At 34.5% G+C, this 15552-nt stretch carries 11 protein-coding genes, 1 riboswitch and 1 other annotated feature; of the genes, 1 reads left to right on the top strand and 10 read right to left on the bottom strand.

Going from position 1 to position 15552, the window contains the following annotated elements:
* Positions 1-22: 22 nt before the first annotated feature.
* A riboswitch (SAM riboswitch) is annotated at positions 23-121 on the bottom strand.
* Positions 122-324: 203 nt separating this feature from the next.
* The 4 genes from KI230_RS00055 to hutH form a co-directional block, all read right to left on the bottom strand.
* Positions 325-654, bottom strand: a complete 330-nt coding sequence (locus tag KI230_RS00055; RefSeq protein WP_000628050.1) for an AzlD domain-containing protein — start codon at positions 652-654, stop codon at positions 325-327.
* A complete protein-coding gene (locus tag KI230_RS00050) occupies positions 651-1346 on the bottom strand; it encodes an AzlC family ABC transporter permease (protein WP_000190726.1) in 696 nt (231 codons plus the stop codon). The genes KI230_RS00055 and KI230_RS00050 overlap by 4 nt, the downstream gene beginning before the upstream one ends.
* Before the next feature lie 651 nt (positions 1347-1997).
* Positions 1998-3284 carry a serine--tRNA ligase gene (serS, locus tag KI230_RS00045; RefSeq protein WP_000884334.1) on the bottom strand — a complete coding sequence of 429 codons (1287 nt, stop codon included), beginning with the start codon at positions 3282-3284 and terminating at the stop codon, positions 1998-2000.
* Positions 3285-3373: 89 nt separating this feature from the next.
* Positions 3374-3589 (bottom strand) — a binding site (T-box leader).
* Between the two features lie 72 nt (positions 3590-3661).
* Positions 3662-5176, bottom strand: coding sequence for a histidine ammonia-lyase (gene hutH, locus KI230_RS00040; RefSeq protein ID WP_045177886.1), 1515 nt, complete (start codon positions 5174-5176; stop codon positions 3662-3664).
* Between the two features lie 325 nt (positions 5177-5501).
* Between hutH and KI230_RS00035 the strand changes: the two genes are divergently transcribed.
* Positions 5502-6314 carry an NAD(P)H-hydrate dehydratase gene (locus KI230_RS00035; protein WP_000449218.1) on the top strand — a complete coding sequence of 271 codons (813 nt, stop codon included), beginning with the start codon at positions 5502-5504 and terminating at the stop codon, positions 6312-6314.
* An 86-nt stretch (positions 6315-6400) separates the two neighbouring features.
* Here KI230_RS00035 and gyrA read toward each other — a convergent pair whose 3' ends face one another.
* The 6 genes from gyrA to dnaA all read right to left on the bottom strand — a co-directional run bounded on the left by gyrA (position 6401) and on the right by dnaA (position 15552).
* The gene (gene gyrA, locus KI230_RS00030; RefSeq protein ID WP_000819084.1) at positions 6401-9064 is read right to left on the bottom strand and encodes a DNA gyrase subunit A; all 2664 of its coding nucleotides are present in this window, start codon (positions 9062-9064) and stop codon (positions 6401-6403) included.
* A gap of 36 nt (positions 9065-9100) precedes the next feature.
* On the bottom strand, positions 9101-11035 hold the full coding sequence (gyrB, locus tag KI230_RS00025) for a DNA topoisomerase (ATP-hydrolyzing) subunit B (RefSeq protein ID WP_000255586.1): 1935 nt from the start codon (positions 11033-11035) through the stop codon (positions 9101-9103).
* 9 nt (positions 11036-11044) lie between these two features.
* Positions 11045-12157: a DNA replication/repair protein RecF gene (recF, locus tag KI230_RS00020; RefSeq protein WP_000775115.1), complete on the bottom strand. Its 1113-nt coding sequence runs from the start codon at positions 12155-12157 to the stop codon at positions 11045-11047.
* Positions 12154-12399, bottom strand: a complete 246-nt coding sequence (yaaA, locus tag KI230_RS00015; RefSeq protein WP_001789359.1) for a S4 domain-containing protein YaaA — start codon at positions 12397-12399, stop codon at positions 12154-12156. Before yaaA ends, recF begins: the two co-directional genes overlap by 4 nt.
* A 380-nt stretch (positions 12400-12779) precedes the next feature.
* Complete coding sequence (gene dnaN / locus KI230_RS00010; protein ID WP_214958290.1) at positions 12780-13913, bottom strand: DNA polymerase III subunit beta; 1134 nt, start codon at positions 13911-13913, stop codon at positions 12780-12782.
* A gap of 277 nt (positions 13914-14190) precedes the next feature.
* Positions 14191-15552, bottom strand: a complete 1362-nt coding sequence (dnaA, locus tag KI230_RS00005; protein WP_001290433.1) for a chromosomal replication initiator protein DnaA — start codon at positions 15550-15552, stop codon at positions 14191-14193.

Raw genomic sequence — 15552 nt, 5'->3', positions numbered from 1 at the left:
ATTGAAAAGTAAGAAGTCTTTATACTTATCATTCGAGTAACTCGTTGGTTTTAGCACCGTGCTATAAAGTCGGTTGCTGAAGTATCACAGGGCCAAGTCCCTCAACTTCTCACAATAAGAAATATGAAATTGTTATGTGTTAGTTGAGATTCAGTGATGAATTACTTTATCATTTAAAATGTTGTTATCATTGTCATGCGTTAGCCAAATCGCTTACGTATACACGATTCCCAATCTTAACATAGACGATTTGTATATCAGAATTTTCTGATTACTAACAGTTTACCTAAGTTTAAATATCTGTTCAATGATTTTCAGTTATTTTTAAAAGAAAAATCGTAATGCTGCCATGATAACAATCCCACTAATAATTGTAATAGTTAAACTACGCGTGATTATAGATAAAATAACCGTCGGAATGAGCGCGATAATGTAAGGGATGTTTAATGTATACCCCTCACCATGAGGCGTCTGTTGAATAATGCTGTCTATGACAAGTGCCGTAAATAGTGTGATTGGGATAAATGATAGCCATCGAACCACGACATCAGGCAATTGCACTTTTGAAATCATGATAAAAGGTATAATTCGAATTAATAGCGTTACGATACCACACAATAAAATAAGTATTAACATGTTCATATGAGTTATCATCGTTCCATCATCACTCCTAACGCTGCTGAAATTGTGGCTGCAATTAATATTGCTAGATATGAAGGCATAAACATACTTAGCGATAACATCATTACTATGACGGCAATAATGAGTACTATGTAAATTCTTAATCGCGATTTAGTAATTGATTCAAATTGCGCAATGGCCAAAAAGATAAACATAGCCGTGATAGCAAAATCTAACCCTAGCGTTTGCGGATTTGAGATATATTCGCCAAATAAAGCCCCAGCTACACATGAAATTGCCCAAAATAAATATGCTGTGATATTAAGACCATGCATCCAACGATCATTGATAGCTTCTCCTTTTAAATAAGGTGTAATGGCGACGCCAAACGTTTCGTCAGTTACTAATGAACCTAATCCAACACGGTTCCAAAACCCATATGTCTTGAAGTTTGGTGCAAGCGACATACTTAAAAGGAACATTCTTGAATTTACGATAAATACAGTTAGTACAATCGCTGATATCGGTGTACCTGCTATAAACAACGCGCACATAATAAATTGCGCAGCACCGGCATATATAACAAGACATAACAAGATAATTTCTAAAATACTAAAGTTTTGAGACGAAGCCACAATACCAAATGAAATACCAACACCGGCATAACCCAATAATGTTGGGATACACTCTTGTACGCCTTGTCTAAAACTTAAATGTGTTGCCATCTCAACTACCTCCTTTGCCACTTTATATTTATATAATTACGAAAAAAATAATATACCTAGTCTAATACAGTTCTATATCACAAGCAATAACATTAGACACCGGTTTGTCTGAAGTTAGACATACCGCAGTCTTTAATCAGCTTCATATTAACTTTTTATTTTTTTAGAATTTTCAATTTTTTATTTAAGACTACCTCAATATTTTCTATGGATTGTAGTTGTTTTTAAATACTAATTTTATAATTTTTTATATCTAATGATGAGTATGGGATATTGATTCATGTACCACTCCCTTATAATCATCATCCCCTCCCCCTACCCTACTCCATCGATATTACTCATACTACATCAACGAAATCAGTATTTTATCGCTTAATTTCCTATAATAGTGATGCTCAAAATTGTTACGTTTTAGATTGTTTTAGTTCATCATAATTATCCCGTATTGTTGCTATAATGAAATGCGTTCACCCCATTAAACCACAAACTTAATTTATTGTTGTTATGTGCATTGACTCAATATTATACTTTTACAGCACAAAAAAAGTGGCGACAGCTTCGTCACCACTTTTTAAAATATTATTTAAAGTATCTTGCCCTTGCTTTAAGTATACGTAGATATATACTTTTTAAAGCTTGTAGCTAAAGCCTTTATTTAACTGGTTTTGAAATTTGTGTTTTACCACCCATAAATGGTACTAATGCTTCTGGAATTGTTACTGTTCCATCTTCATTTTGGTAATTTTCAACAATAGCAGCAAATGTACGTCCAACTGCTAAACCACTACCATTTAATGTATGTGCTAATTCTGGTTTAGCTGCTTTGTCACGCTTGAAGCGGATGTTAGCACGACGCGCTTGGAAATCCGTACAGTTTGAGCATGAACTAATTTCTTTATAATCATTGTAGCTTGGTAACCAAACTTCTAAATCATATGTTTTGCTTGCACTAAATCCAATATCACCTGTACATAAAATAACACGACGATATGGTAAACCTAACTCTTCTAGAATTGCTTCTGCGTTTGTTGTCATTTCTTCTAAAGCATTCCATGAATCTTCAGGTTGTTCAAAACGTACCATTTCCACTTTATCGAATTGATGTAAACGAATTAATCCTCTTGTATCTCTACCTGCTGATCCTGCTTCACTACGGAAACATGCAGATTGACCAGTGAATTTTTCAGGAAGTACACCTGGTTGAATAATTTCATTACGGTAGAAATTCGTTAATGGTACTTCAGCAGTTGGAATTGTATATAATCCTTCTTTTTCTACTTTAAATAAATCTTCTTCAAATTTAGGTAATTGACCTGTACCATACATTGTATCTGCGTTCACAAGCTGTGGTACCATCATTTCTGTATAACCATGTTGTGTTGTATGTTTTGTAATCATATAGTTCATTAAAGCACGCTCTAATTGCGCACCTTCATTTGTTAAATATACAAAACGCGCGCCTGAAACTTTTGCTGCACGATCAAAATCAGCCATTTTCAATTCTTCTACAATATCCCAATGTGCTTTTGGTTCAAATGAAAACTCACGTGGTGTACCCCACTTTTTAACTTCAACGTTATCTTCATCAGATTCACCTTGAGGTACATCATCACTTATTAAATTTGGAATACGACAAAGGATACCTGTCATTTTATTATCAATTTCATTTAATTGACTATCTTTTTCTTTAATATCGTCACCTAATGTGCGCATTTCAGCAATCACATCATCAGCATTTTCTTTATTACGTTTTTTTAATGCGATTTCTTCGCTTACTTTATTACGACGTGCTTTCATTTCTTCTGTTGCACTAATTAATTTACGTCGTTGCTCATCCAATTCTAAAATTTCATCTACAACTTTTGGATCATCTCCACGTAATTCAATTTTGCTCTTAACTGTGTCAGGCTCATTTCTGAATAATCTAATGTCTAACATTAACCTTCATCCTTTCCCAAATAATTATCATTTATTATGGAATGACGTACGTCTTTATTTTTTAGAAAATAAAAAAAGACCACATCCCTACAAGGGACGTGGTCTACGCGTTGCCACCCTATTTAACAATTTAAGTTATAAAGATACACTAAACCTAAATTGCACTTCACTAAAATAACGGTTATCACCGATTGTTCTTTTAAATAAGTAGGTAGATTCATATATATGTTGATTCTTGTTCACACTAACCACAAGCTCTCTGATATCGAACACTATATATTACTTGTCCTACGAACAATGTCTTATTAAGTTAATTTTAATATAGCAAACTATATTTGCTTTTTCAAGTAACGATTTCAAACATCACTCATGTCGATTTAGTGACATGCAGTCGTGTGATAAATTGATTGCTTTAAATACTGTGCAACCGCTTCAATATTTTTATGAAATTGACGATCATGTGTAATGGATGGCACGATACTTCGAAACTCATCATACTTGCGACGTGTTTTTGGTGATAATCCTTCGACACCTTTCAACTCTGCTGCTTGTAATGCAATAACACATTCGATTGCCAACACACGTCTTGCATTTTCAATAATTTGATAACCATGTCTAGCAGCTGTAGTTCCCATAGATACGTGATCTTCTTGGTTCGCAGATGAAGTGATAGAATCAACACTCGCTGGATGCGCTAAAGTTTTATTTTCAGAAACGAGACTTGCAGCAGCATATTGCATAATCATCGCGCCACTTTGCAATCCTGGCTCTGGACTAAGAAATGCTGGTAAATCACCATTTAATTGAGGATTTACTAGTCGCTCTAGACGACGTTCCGATACGTTTGCTAATTCACTTACACCTAATTTAAGATGATCTAATGCAAAAGCAATAGGTTGTCCATGGAAGTTACCACCTGAAATAACAAACGTTTCATTTGCTTCCTCAAATATAAGTGGATTATCATTAGCCGCATTCATTTCAAATTCTAATTGCTGTTTAACATAATTGAATACTTGAAAACTCGCGCCATGGATTTGTGGTATACAACGCAACGTATATGCATCTTGTACACGTATTTCTGCTTGTCGCGTCGTTAATGTTGATCCTTCTAACCAATCACGCATACGCGCTGCCACATTAATCTGTTCTTGAAAATTACGAACTGCGTGCACATCATGTCGATATGCATCTATAATGCCATTAAGAGACTGATGCGTTAATGCAGCAATCCATTCAGATTGGTAACCTAAATCTTCTGCTTCTATATAACTAATGACACCTTGAGCTGTCATAGCTTGCGTACCATTAATCAATGCTAAACCTTCTTTAGCCTGAAGGTTCAAAGGTTGTCTATTTAATTCTCTTAATACATCGTCACTATCCTTTTCTTCCCCTCTGTACAATACTTTCCCTTCACCAATTAATGCTAATGCTAAGTGTGATAATGGCGCTAAATCTCCTGATGCACCGAGAGAGCCTTGCTGTGGGATTATCGGTATAATACGTTCATTTATAAAAAATTGTAATTGTCTCACTAATTCTAAAGTGGCACCTGAATGACCTTTTAATAATGTATTCAATCGTAAAATCATCATGACTAATGCTACTTCTTTTGAAAATGGCTCACCTAGCCCACAGGCATGTGAGCGTATCAGATTCACTTGTAATTCATTATATTGCGTCGGGTCTATACGTACATCACTAAATAACCCAAAACCTGTAGTGATACCGTAAACCGTTTCCTCATTTTCAATAATACGTTCAACTACCGCTCTACTTTTTTTGACACGTTCTAACGCATCATCAATAATTTCAATGTTTGATTGTTGTTGTAAAAATGATTTAATATCCTCAATTGTTAGTGTTTCACCATCTAAATATAAAGTCATATATGTTACCCCCTTGTTTATATTAAGTAACCCATCCTTCTTGAAGTATACGTTTTCATTTTTATTGAAACAATGGTTTTACGTACATTTATAACCTATTATCAGAGCACTATTGTAGTGCGTTAAAGGATATTAAGATTGTTGTAAGCATATTTAATAATTTATCTATTGACGAATTGCATATACAGGTATAGTATTTTCTATTGTATTTAACGACAAATAATAATGAATTCAGAAATTTATAATACATTTTGTTAAAAGTTACTATATATTTTTAAAATTGAATAAATTCGGAAAAGGCTTTTACATGGGAGGTTATATCACTATGGAAACGTTAAATTCTATTAACATTCCTAAGCGCAAAGAAGATTCACATAAAGGTGATTATGGCAAAATTTTATTAATTGGTGGATCTGCTAACTTAGGTGGTGCCATTATGTTAGCGGCTCGTGCATGTGTATTTAGCGGTAGTGGTTTAATCACTGTAGCTACACATCCAACAAATCATTCAGCATTACATTCTCGTTGCCCAGAAGCGATGGTTATTGATATTAATGATACGAAAATGTTGACGAAAATGATTGAAATGACTGACAGTATACTAATTGGTCCAGGTCTTGGCGTTGATTTCAAAGGAAATAATGCCATTACATTCCTACTACAAAATATACAACCGCATCAAAATTTAATCGTAGACGGCGATGCGATTACAATCTTTAGTAAACTGAAACCGCAATTACCTACATGTCGTGTGATCTTTACACCACACCTCAAAGAATGGGAACGATTAAGTGGTATTCCTATTGAGGAACAGACATATGAGCGTAATCGTGAAGCAGTTGATCGTTTAGGTGCAACTGTTGTACTTAAAAAACATGGTACTGAAATTTTCTTTAAAGATGAAGACTTTAAATTGACAATCGGTAGCCCAGCAATGGCGACTGGTGGTATGGGCGATACACTTGCTGGTATGATTACAAGCTTTGTCGGTCAATTTGATAACTTAAAAGAAGCGGTTATGAGTGCCACATATACACATAGTTTTATTGGCGAAAACCTTGCAAAAGATATGTATGTGGTGCCACCATCAAGACTTATCAATGAAATACCTTACGCAATGAAACAATTAGAAAGTTAGTCATTACTAATCATTGAATATAGTAAAGCATTACTTTCTAGCATAAAAATAAGACTCCCCTACATATAGGGAAGTCTTATTTTTTATTATTCTTCATCTGATGATTGTTGTATATCTTCTTCAACACGATCCATGAAATCTTGTCTTACTTCAATACGTCCATCTTCATCATTTTCTTCTGAATCAATCACTTCAGTATGAATTGCATTTCCTGGTGTTTCATCATTTACAACCGCTTCACGTTGTTGTTCAGTACCATCTTCAGATACAGTTGAAGTAGATTGCTCATCTTCATTCGTTTCATCTTCTGCATCTTCTTTTACTTTAGCAACCGTTGAAACAAATTGATCATCACCTAAGCGAATTAAGCGAACACCTTGTGCTGCACGACCATTTTGAGAAATATCTGCAACATCTAGTCGAATAATGACACCTGCATTAGTAACAATCATTAAATCTTCTTCACCAGTTACTGTAGTGATACATACAACATTACCATTACGCTCAGTAATCGTAGCTGTTTTAATACCTTTACCACCACGATTTGATAAACGATAGTCATTAACTGGCGTACGTTTACCATAACCATTTTCAGTAACTACTAATACTTCATCAACACTGTTTGCATGAGCTACATCAAGCCCTACAACTTCGTCACCTTCACGAAGTGTAATACCTTTCACACCCGTTGCTGTACGGCCTAAAGGACGTAATGTTGATTCAGGGAATCGAATTAATGATGCATGTGATGTACCAATCAAGATATCTTCTTGACCACTTGTTAAACGAACTGCAATTAACTCATCATCTTCTCTGAACGAAATCGCAATCTTACCATTTCTATTTATTCTTGAGAAGTTACTTAATGCTGAACGTTTAACGACACCACGTTTAGTTGCAAACACTAAGAAGTTGTCTTCACTTTCAAGGTCTTTAACAGCAATCATTGTACTAATGACTTCATCATTTTCAAGTTCAATAGCATTCACTACAGGAATACCTTTAGACTGTCTTGATAACTCAGGCACTTCATAACCTTTAAGTTTGTATACACGACCTTTGTTAGTAAAGAACAATACATGGTCATGTGTACTTAAAGTTACCAATTGACTGACAAAATCTTCTTCCAATGTATTCATACCTTGAACACCACGACCACCACGGTTTTGAGCACGATATGTAGATACCGGCAAACGTTTAATGTAGTTATTATGGCTCAAAGTAATTACTATTTGTTCTTCTGGAATGAGATCTTCATCTTCTAAATCTTCAAATCCACCTAATTGGATTTCAGTACGACGATCATCACCAAAACGATCTCTAATTTCAGTCAATTCATCTCTAACTAACTGTAATAACACTTCTTCATCAGCTAAGATGGCTTCTAATTCACTAATATAATTTAATAACTCATTATATTCAGCTTCAATTTTGTCTCTCTCTAAACCTGTTAGACGTCTTAAACGCATGTCTAAAATAGCTTGAGCTTGTTTTTCAGAAAGTTTGAAGCGTTGTTGCAAGCTTTCCATGGCAACTTTATCTGTATCTGACTCACGAATCGTTGAAATAATTTCATCGATATGGTCAAGTGCGATACGTAATCCTTCTAAAATGTGGGCACGATCTTTAGCTTTACGTAAGTTGTATTGCGTACGTCTTCTAACAACTGTCTTTTGATGCTCTAAATAATGTACCAACGCTTCTTTTAAATTAATAAGCTTCGGTCTACCATTTACAAGTGCAATCATATTCACACCAAATGATGTTTGAAGTGGCGTTTGTTTGTATAAGTTATTTAAAATGACACTAGCATTTGCATCCTTACGCACATCAATAACGACACGCACACCAGTACGTAAACTTGTTTCATCACGTAAATCAGTGATACCGTCAATTTTCTTGTCACGAACGAGTTCTGCAATTTTTTCAATCATACGAGCCTTATTCACTTGGAAAGGAATTTCAGTGACAACAATACGTTGACGTCCGCCTCCACGTTCTTCAATAACTGCACGAGAACGCATTTGAATTGAACCACGACCTGTTTCATATGCACGTCTAATACCACTCTTACCTAAAATAAGTCCAGCAGTAGGGAAATCAGGACCTTCAATATCCTCCATTAACTCAGCAATTGAAATATCAGGGTTCTTACTTAAGCTAAGTACACCATTGATTAATTCTGTTAAGTTATGTGGTGGAATATTCGTTGCCATACCTACCGCGATACCTGATGCACCATTGGCTAACAAGTTAGGGAATCGAGCAGGTAAGACTGACGGCTCTCTTTCATTACCATCATAGTTATCGATAAAATCTATTGTATCTTTATTAATATCACGTAACAGTTCAAGTGTGATTTTAGTCATACGCGCTTCAGTATAACGCATTGCTGCTGCGCCATCTCCATCCATTGAACCAAAGTTACCTTGGCCATCAACAAGCGGATAACGATAACTGAAATCTTGAGCCATACGTACCATTGCTTCATAAATAGATGAGTCACCATGAGGGTGATATTTACCCATTACGTCACCAACGATACGTGCTGATTTTTTATATGATTTATCCGGTGTCATACCTTGTTCATTTAATCCATATAGTATACGACGATGTACTGGTTTTAAACCGTCACGAACATCTGGCAATGCACGAGCAACGATAACACTCATCGCATAATCTAAAAATGATTCACGCATTTCACTGGTAATATTTCGTTCATTTATTCTTGATTGAGGTAATTCAGCCATCAAGAGTTCCTCCTTCAAAAGTTCAGTTCACAGCGCTTAGAAGTCTAAGTTTGCATAAACTGCATTATCTTCTATAAATTGTCTACGGTTTTCTACAACATCACCCATTAACATTTCAAATGTTTGGTCCGCTTCAATCGCATCTTCAAGTTTTACTTGTAAAAGAGCGCGGTGCTCAGGGTTCATTGTTGTTTCCCATAATTGATCTGCATTCATTTCTCCAAGACCTTTGTATCGTGCAATAGACCATTTTGGTGTTGGATTCAATTCAGATTTAAGTTTATCAAGTTCCCTATCATTGTATACATAATACTTTTGTTTACCTTGTGTCAGTTTATACAACGGTGGCTGTGCAATATACACATAGCCTGCTTCAATTAACGGTCTCATAAATCGATAGAAGAATGTTAATAACAATGTTCTAATATGCGCTCCATCCACATCGGCATCAGTCATAATGACGATTTTGTGATATCTTGCTTTCGCTAGATCAAAGTCGCCACCGATTCCTGTACCAAATGCTGTGATCATTTGACGAATTTCATTGTTATTCAAAATTCTATCTAATCGTGCTTTTTCAACATTTAATATCTTACCTCGTAATGGTAAAATCGCCTGCGTTCTAGAGTCACGACCAGATTTTGTAGACCCCCCGGCAGAGTCCCCTTCGACTAAGAAAATCTCACATTCTTCAGGACTTTTACTAGAGCAATCGGCTAATTTACCTGGAAGGCTTGCTACATCTAACGCTGATTTACGACGTGTTACTTCACGCGCTTTTTTCGCAGCAACACGTGCACGTGCCGCCATAATACCTTTTTCAACCACTGTACGTGCGACTTGTGGATTTTCATATAAAAATCGTTCAAAGTGCTCTGAGAATAATTTATCTACAACTTGACGCACTTCAGAATTACCTAATTTTGTCTTCGTTTGACCTTCGAATTGAGGATCACCATGTTTGATAGATATAATTGCTGTCATACCTTCACGTGTATCTTCACCAGAAAGTCTATCTTTTTCTTCTTTCATAATCTTGCTACTTAAACCATAACTATTTAAGACACGCGTTAATGCACGTTTGAATCCGTCTTCATGCGTACCACCTTCATACGTATGAATGTTATTTGCGTAAGTTAAAAGATTTGTGGCATATCCTGAGTTATATTGAATCGCAATTTCTACTTCAATATCATCTTTAGATTGATGAATATAAATTGGCTCATCATGAATAGGTTCTTTATTTTCGTTCAATAACTCAACGTACGATTTAATACCGCCCTCATAGTGATAGGAGTCTTCTCTAACGTTTTCTTCATCACGTTCATCTCTTAATGTGATTTGAATTCCTTTGTTTAAGAAAGCAAGCTCTCTAATACGCTGCTGTAATGTTTCATAGTTGTATACAGTTGTCTCTGTGAAGATTTCTCCATCTGCTTTAAAACGAATGACAGTACCTGTCTTATCAGTTGTGCCAACTTCTTTTAAGTCAAATTGAGGTACACCTTTTTTATATGCTTGATGATATATAGTCTCATTTCTGTGTACATATACTTCTAAGTCTTGTGACAATGCGTTTACAACTGATGAACCAACACCATGTAAACCACCAGATACTTTGTATCCGCCACCGCCAAATTTACCACCAGCATGTAAAACAGTTAAAATAACTTCGACAGCTGGACGTCCCATTTTTTCTTGAATATCAACTGGGATACCACGTCCGTTATCCGTTACTTTAATCCAGTTATCTTTTTCAATAACAACTTCAATTTGATTTGCATAACCAGCTAATGCTTCATCGATACTATTATCGACAATTTCCCACACTAAATGGTGCAAACCTCTCTCTGAAGTCGATCCTATATACATACCTGGTCTTTTACGTACTGCTTCTAAACCTTCTAATACTTGTATTTGCCCAGCACCATAATTATCCGTGTTGTTTACATCTGACAATGCAGTCACCATCGCTTTCTGTTACTTTATAATTTCACCTTGATTAATACGATACAATTTAGCGTTATTCATGATTTCATGATCAATACCATCTACAGATGTCGTAGTGACAAATGTTTGTACTTTATGCTGAATCGTACTTAATAAATGCGTTTGACGCGAATCATCTAATTCACTGAGTACATCATCTAATAATAAGACGGGATATTCCCCAACTTCGATATTCATTAACTCAATTTCAGCTAATTTAATGGACAAAGCCGTTGTACGTTGCTGTCCTTGAGAACCATATGTTTGAGCATCCATGCCATTCACATCAAAACTTATATCATCTCGATGTGGTCCGAATAAGCTAATGCCTCGTTCTTTTTCTCTTTGCATATTATCGCTAAGAATAGACATAATTTCTTCAAGTCGTGCCGCTTCATTTTGAGCATAATCAAATTTAAGACTAGGTAAATAATTCAGCGACAACGCTTCTTTATCATTTGTGATACCAGCATGAATCGGTTTAGCTAACGACTCTAGCTCTTGAATAAAATGTGCACGTTTATCAGTTACTTTCATTGCATATTCAGCAAACTGCTGATTTAATACTTCCAACATTGTTAAGTCCTTTTTTTGGCCTAATTGTAACTGCTTTAAGTAATTATTCTTTTGCTTTAAAATACGTTGGTATTGAGCTAAATCATTTAAGTAAACAGCAGAAATTTGGCCCAACTCCATATCTATAAAGCGTCGTCTTATTTGAGGAGAGCCTTTTACAATATTCAAATCTTCTGGCGCAAATAGAACCACATTAAGGTGTCCAATATATTGAGTTAGACGACTTTGCTCTAAGTGATTCACTTTGACTTGTTTACCTTTTTTAGTTATAAACATTGTTAATGGCATCGTGCCGTGTCTATAACTAAGCTCACCTTCTATTTTAGCATAATCAGCATTAAAACGTATGAGTTCCTTATCATTACTCGTTCTATGACTTTTTGCTAAAGCTAAGGTATAAATTGATTCAAGTAAATTTGTCTTTCCTTGTGCATTTTCTCCAATGAGGATATTCACGTCAGGATGACATTTCAACGTAACCTCATCATAGTTACGATAATTTTCTAATTGGAGTGTATTTAGCTTCATTGTTCACCTTGATGAATGATTAAGAAAGAACCAGCATCTTCAGGTAATTCTGGGATATCTATACGATCTTGATGTTCTAACTTTTTACCGCGACGTGTTTCACGCACTCCATTAATTAATACTTCAACGTCTTGCAAGAACCATTTTGCTTGACCACCAGATTCAATAATCCCTTCTGTTTTTAGAAATTGACCTAAATTAATGTCTCCTTCTACTACAACTTCTTGAACCAAAATAATCACTCCATTTCTTTGTATGTCATTAATATATTATACCTTTTTTTGTCACAAATTTCATTTAAAATAGAGGTAGAAACCGTTTACATATAAATAATTAATTCTTATTTTTTGGCAATACTGTCATTTTCAATTTTTTAACGCTATTTAACGGCGTTTAACTTTTATATTCAACTTGTTATTGACTATTAAAATTTTAAATTTAAAGGGCATATAAGCACACTTATTAAATTTTGGATACATTTGTCATAAATTTAATTGGCGTCTTTTATTTGCTGTTTAAAATGCTGTCAAATTTATTTTACATACACATCTAGAATTATTTTTGCCAAAAAATAAAGGATGACGTTTTAATTAATCACGTCATCCTTTATTTATATTTATTTTTAGTAAGTTCTGATTGGTAAAATTAATTGCGTTACCGAGTCGTCACCTTTTGGTTTTAGAATAAATGGTTTCATTGTACCGAAGAATTCAACTTCAACCTCATCATTATCGATTGCTTTTAAAGCATCCATCATATATTTAGAGTTGAATGAAATTTTCAGGCTACCACCTTCAACATCGTTTGCATCAACTTCTTCTTTTACAGTACCAATTTCTGGTGATGTAGAAGACAATTCAACAACGTCATCACCTGTACTTAATTTAATAACGTTATTACCACCTTCACGCGCTAATAAAGAGGCACGATCAATCGCATGATAAAACTCCCCATTGTCTATACTTAATTTAATTTCATAGTTTTCAGGGAATAAACGTGTTGTATCAGGATAATGTCCTTCTAATAATCGAGAAATAAAGTTCACATTTCCAACTTTAAATAAAACTTGGTTTGAAGCAAAGAAGATATCAATGTCTTCTTCATTGTCAGACATAATTTTATTTAATTCAGCTAAAGCCTTACCTGGAATGATGACATTTTTGTTTTCAGAAACATCTTCTAACTGCAACTTTCTTACAGCCAAGCGGTGTGAGTCAGTCGCTGTGCATATTAATTCATTTTCTTGTATAAGCCAGTTCACACCAGTTAGTACTGGGCGTGTTTCTGAGGTGGACACTGCAAAATTCGTTTCTGCAATCACGTTTTTAAGTACTTTTACCGACAATTGAATTGCGTCATCTCTAGAAACTTGAGGTAATAAAGGATATTGATCTGGATCTAAGCCACTCAAATTAAATTCAGAATGACCTGATGTAATTAATGTCTGGAATTGTTCATTTGTAGATAATTTAACATCTTTACCAGGTAATTTTTTTATAATATCAACAAAGAATCGTCCAGGAAGTACTACTGAGCCTGTTTCTGAAATATTGACAATATCTTCGCCATCTACAGTTTTAGGAATAGTGATTTCTATTGAGATTTCAGAGTCTGAACCAGTTAGTATAACTTCATGTTCTTTCGCATCGATTTTGATACCAGTTAATATAGGTAATGTTGTTCTTGGTGAAATAGCTTTTAATGTGTCATTTAATTGTGTAATAAAATAATCTCTTTTAATAGTGAATTCCATCATTAATTAAAACTCCTTCCAGTCGTTTATATATAATTATATAGGTTTTAAGTTCTTAGTAATAGTAGTAGGTGCTGTGGATTGGTGGATAAGTCGTAAAAACATAGATTTGGCGAAGTTATACACATGTTGATAACTTGTGTATGGTGTGTATGACTTTTAAACATTATCCACAAAATGAGTTTTGCTCATCTTGCCACATTAGTATATAGAAATGTAAAAAATGACAGTTATTATTAGTGCTGTTATATAACAGATTACATTTCCCAAAGTTTCCTACTTATACATTTCTTATTTCTTTTTCAAGATTCTCTACTTCTTGTTTAAAAATAGGATCTTCTTTTAAATCTTTAGATATTTTTTCATGAGCATGAATGACGGTCGTATGATCACGCCCACCAAATTCTTCACCAATTTTAGGTAATGAGAAATCTGTAAGCTCTCTAGACAAGTACATAGCTATTTGACGCGGATATGCAATTGACTTTGTACGTTTTTTTGCACTGAAATCTTCAATTCTAACATTATAGTACTGGCCTACAATTTTTTGAATATCTTGGATGGTAATCTTTTTAGATTTTGGTGCTTGAATGATATCTTTTAAAGCTTCAGCAGTTAATTCAGTTGTAATTGGTTTTCCTAATAATTGTGAATATGCAAGTAAACGTGTTAATGCACCTTCTAATTCACGAATATTAGATTGAATTTGATTTGCTATATAATTTAAAGCTTCTGGTGGAATATCTAATTTTTCTTCTTCAATTTTCTTCTGCAAAATTGCCATTCGAGTTTCATAATCTGGTGGCGTAATATCAACAATTAGCCCCCATTCAAAGCGTGAACGTAATCGATCTTCTAATTGTGCAATTTCCTTTGGTGGTCGATCACTCGAAATAACTATTTGCTTGTTATTCTGATGCAATTCATTAAAAGTATAGAAAAATTCTTCTTGTGTTTGTACTTTATTTTGTATGAACTGAATATCATCGATTAATAAGACGTCGATATTACGATATCTTTCTCTGAAAGCTTCACCTTCGTTATCACGAATTGATTTAATAAATTCATTTGTGAATTTTTCACTTGATGTGTAAATCACTTTGGCATCTGGATTATTATCTAAAACATGATGACCAATGGCATGCATTAAATGGGTTTTTCCTAAACCAACACCTCCATAGATAAATAATGGATTGTACGCTTTGGCTGGTGCTTCGGCTACAGCTAAACTTGCTGCATGTGGAAAGCGGTTACCAGGTCCGATTACAAAAGTGTCAAATGTGTTATGGGCATTGAATTGCTCTCTACCAAGCACATGATTATCCTCAGTTGTTTCAGTAGAAGGTTTTGTTGTTTCTTTTGGAGTAGCAGTTTCATTATTACTATAATTTGCTAATTCTTCAGTAGTAATAAAGTGAGGTTTAACTTCATAGCCTACAACATCAAATAAGATTGCTTGGATAATTTCAGCATATTGTTGATTTAACCAATTTGCATTAAAAGGAATACTCGATAATACGATAGCTTCACCATCTTTAATCGTGTAAAGCTCAGTATCTTTTAGGAAAGTTGAGTAACTTACAGCTGATAATTTTTCTTGAGCAATTTCAAGCACTTTTTCCCAAATTTCTTTTTCCGACAT

It is taken from the genome of Staphylococcus sp. MZ3 (assembly GCF_018622755.1).
GTDB classification, from domain to species: Bacteria; Bacillota; Bacilli; order Staphylococcales; family Staphylococcaceae; genus Staphylococcus; species Staphylococcus aureus.
The sequence above is the reverse complement of the archived record's forward strand: the minus strand, read 5'-3'. Positions and strand labels throughout refer to the sequence as shown.

Excerpts from the sequence above, each read along its gene's own strand:
- KI230_RS00055 (WP_000628050.1), bottom strand. The coding sequence starts at position 654 with ATGATAACTCATATGAACATGTTAATACTTATTTTATTGTGTGGTATC.
- KI230_RS00050 (WP_000190726.1), bottom strand. The coding sequence starts at position 1,346 with ATGGCAACACATTTAAGTTTTAGACAAGGCGTACAAGAGTGTATCCCA.
- serS (WP_000884334.1), bottom strand. The coding sequence starts at position 3,284 with ATGTTAGACATTAGATTATTCAGAAATGAGCCTGACACAGTTAAGAGC.
- hutH (WP_045177886.1), bottom strand. The coding sequence starts at position 5,176 with ATGACTTTATATTTAGATGGTGAAACACTAACAATTGAGGATATTAAA.
- KI230_RS00035 (WP_000449218.1), top strand. The coding sequence starts at position 5,502 with ATGGAAACGTTAAATTCTATTAACATTCCTAAGCGCAAAGAAGATTCA.
- gyrA (WP_000819084.1), bottom strand. The coding sequence starts at position 9,064 with ATGGCTGAATTACCTCAATCAAGAATAAATGAACGAAATATTACCAGT.
- gyrB (WP_000255586.1), bottom strand. The coding sequence starts at position 11,035 with ATGGTGACTGCATTGTCAGATGTAAACAACACGGATAATTATGGTGCT.
- recF (WP_000775115.1), bottom strand. The coding sequence starts at position 12,157 with ATGAAGCTAAATACACTCCAATTAGAAAATTATCGTAACTATGATGAG.
- dnaN (WP_214958290.1), bottom strand. The coding sequence starts at position 13,913 with ATGATGGAATTCACTATTAAAAGAGATTATTTTATTACACAATTAAAT.
- dnaA (WP_001290433.1), bottom strand. The coding sequence starts at position 15,552 with ATGTCGGAAAAAGAAATTTGGGAAAAAGTGCTTGAAATTGCTCAAGAA.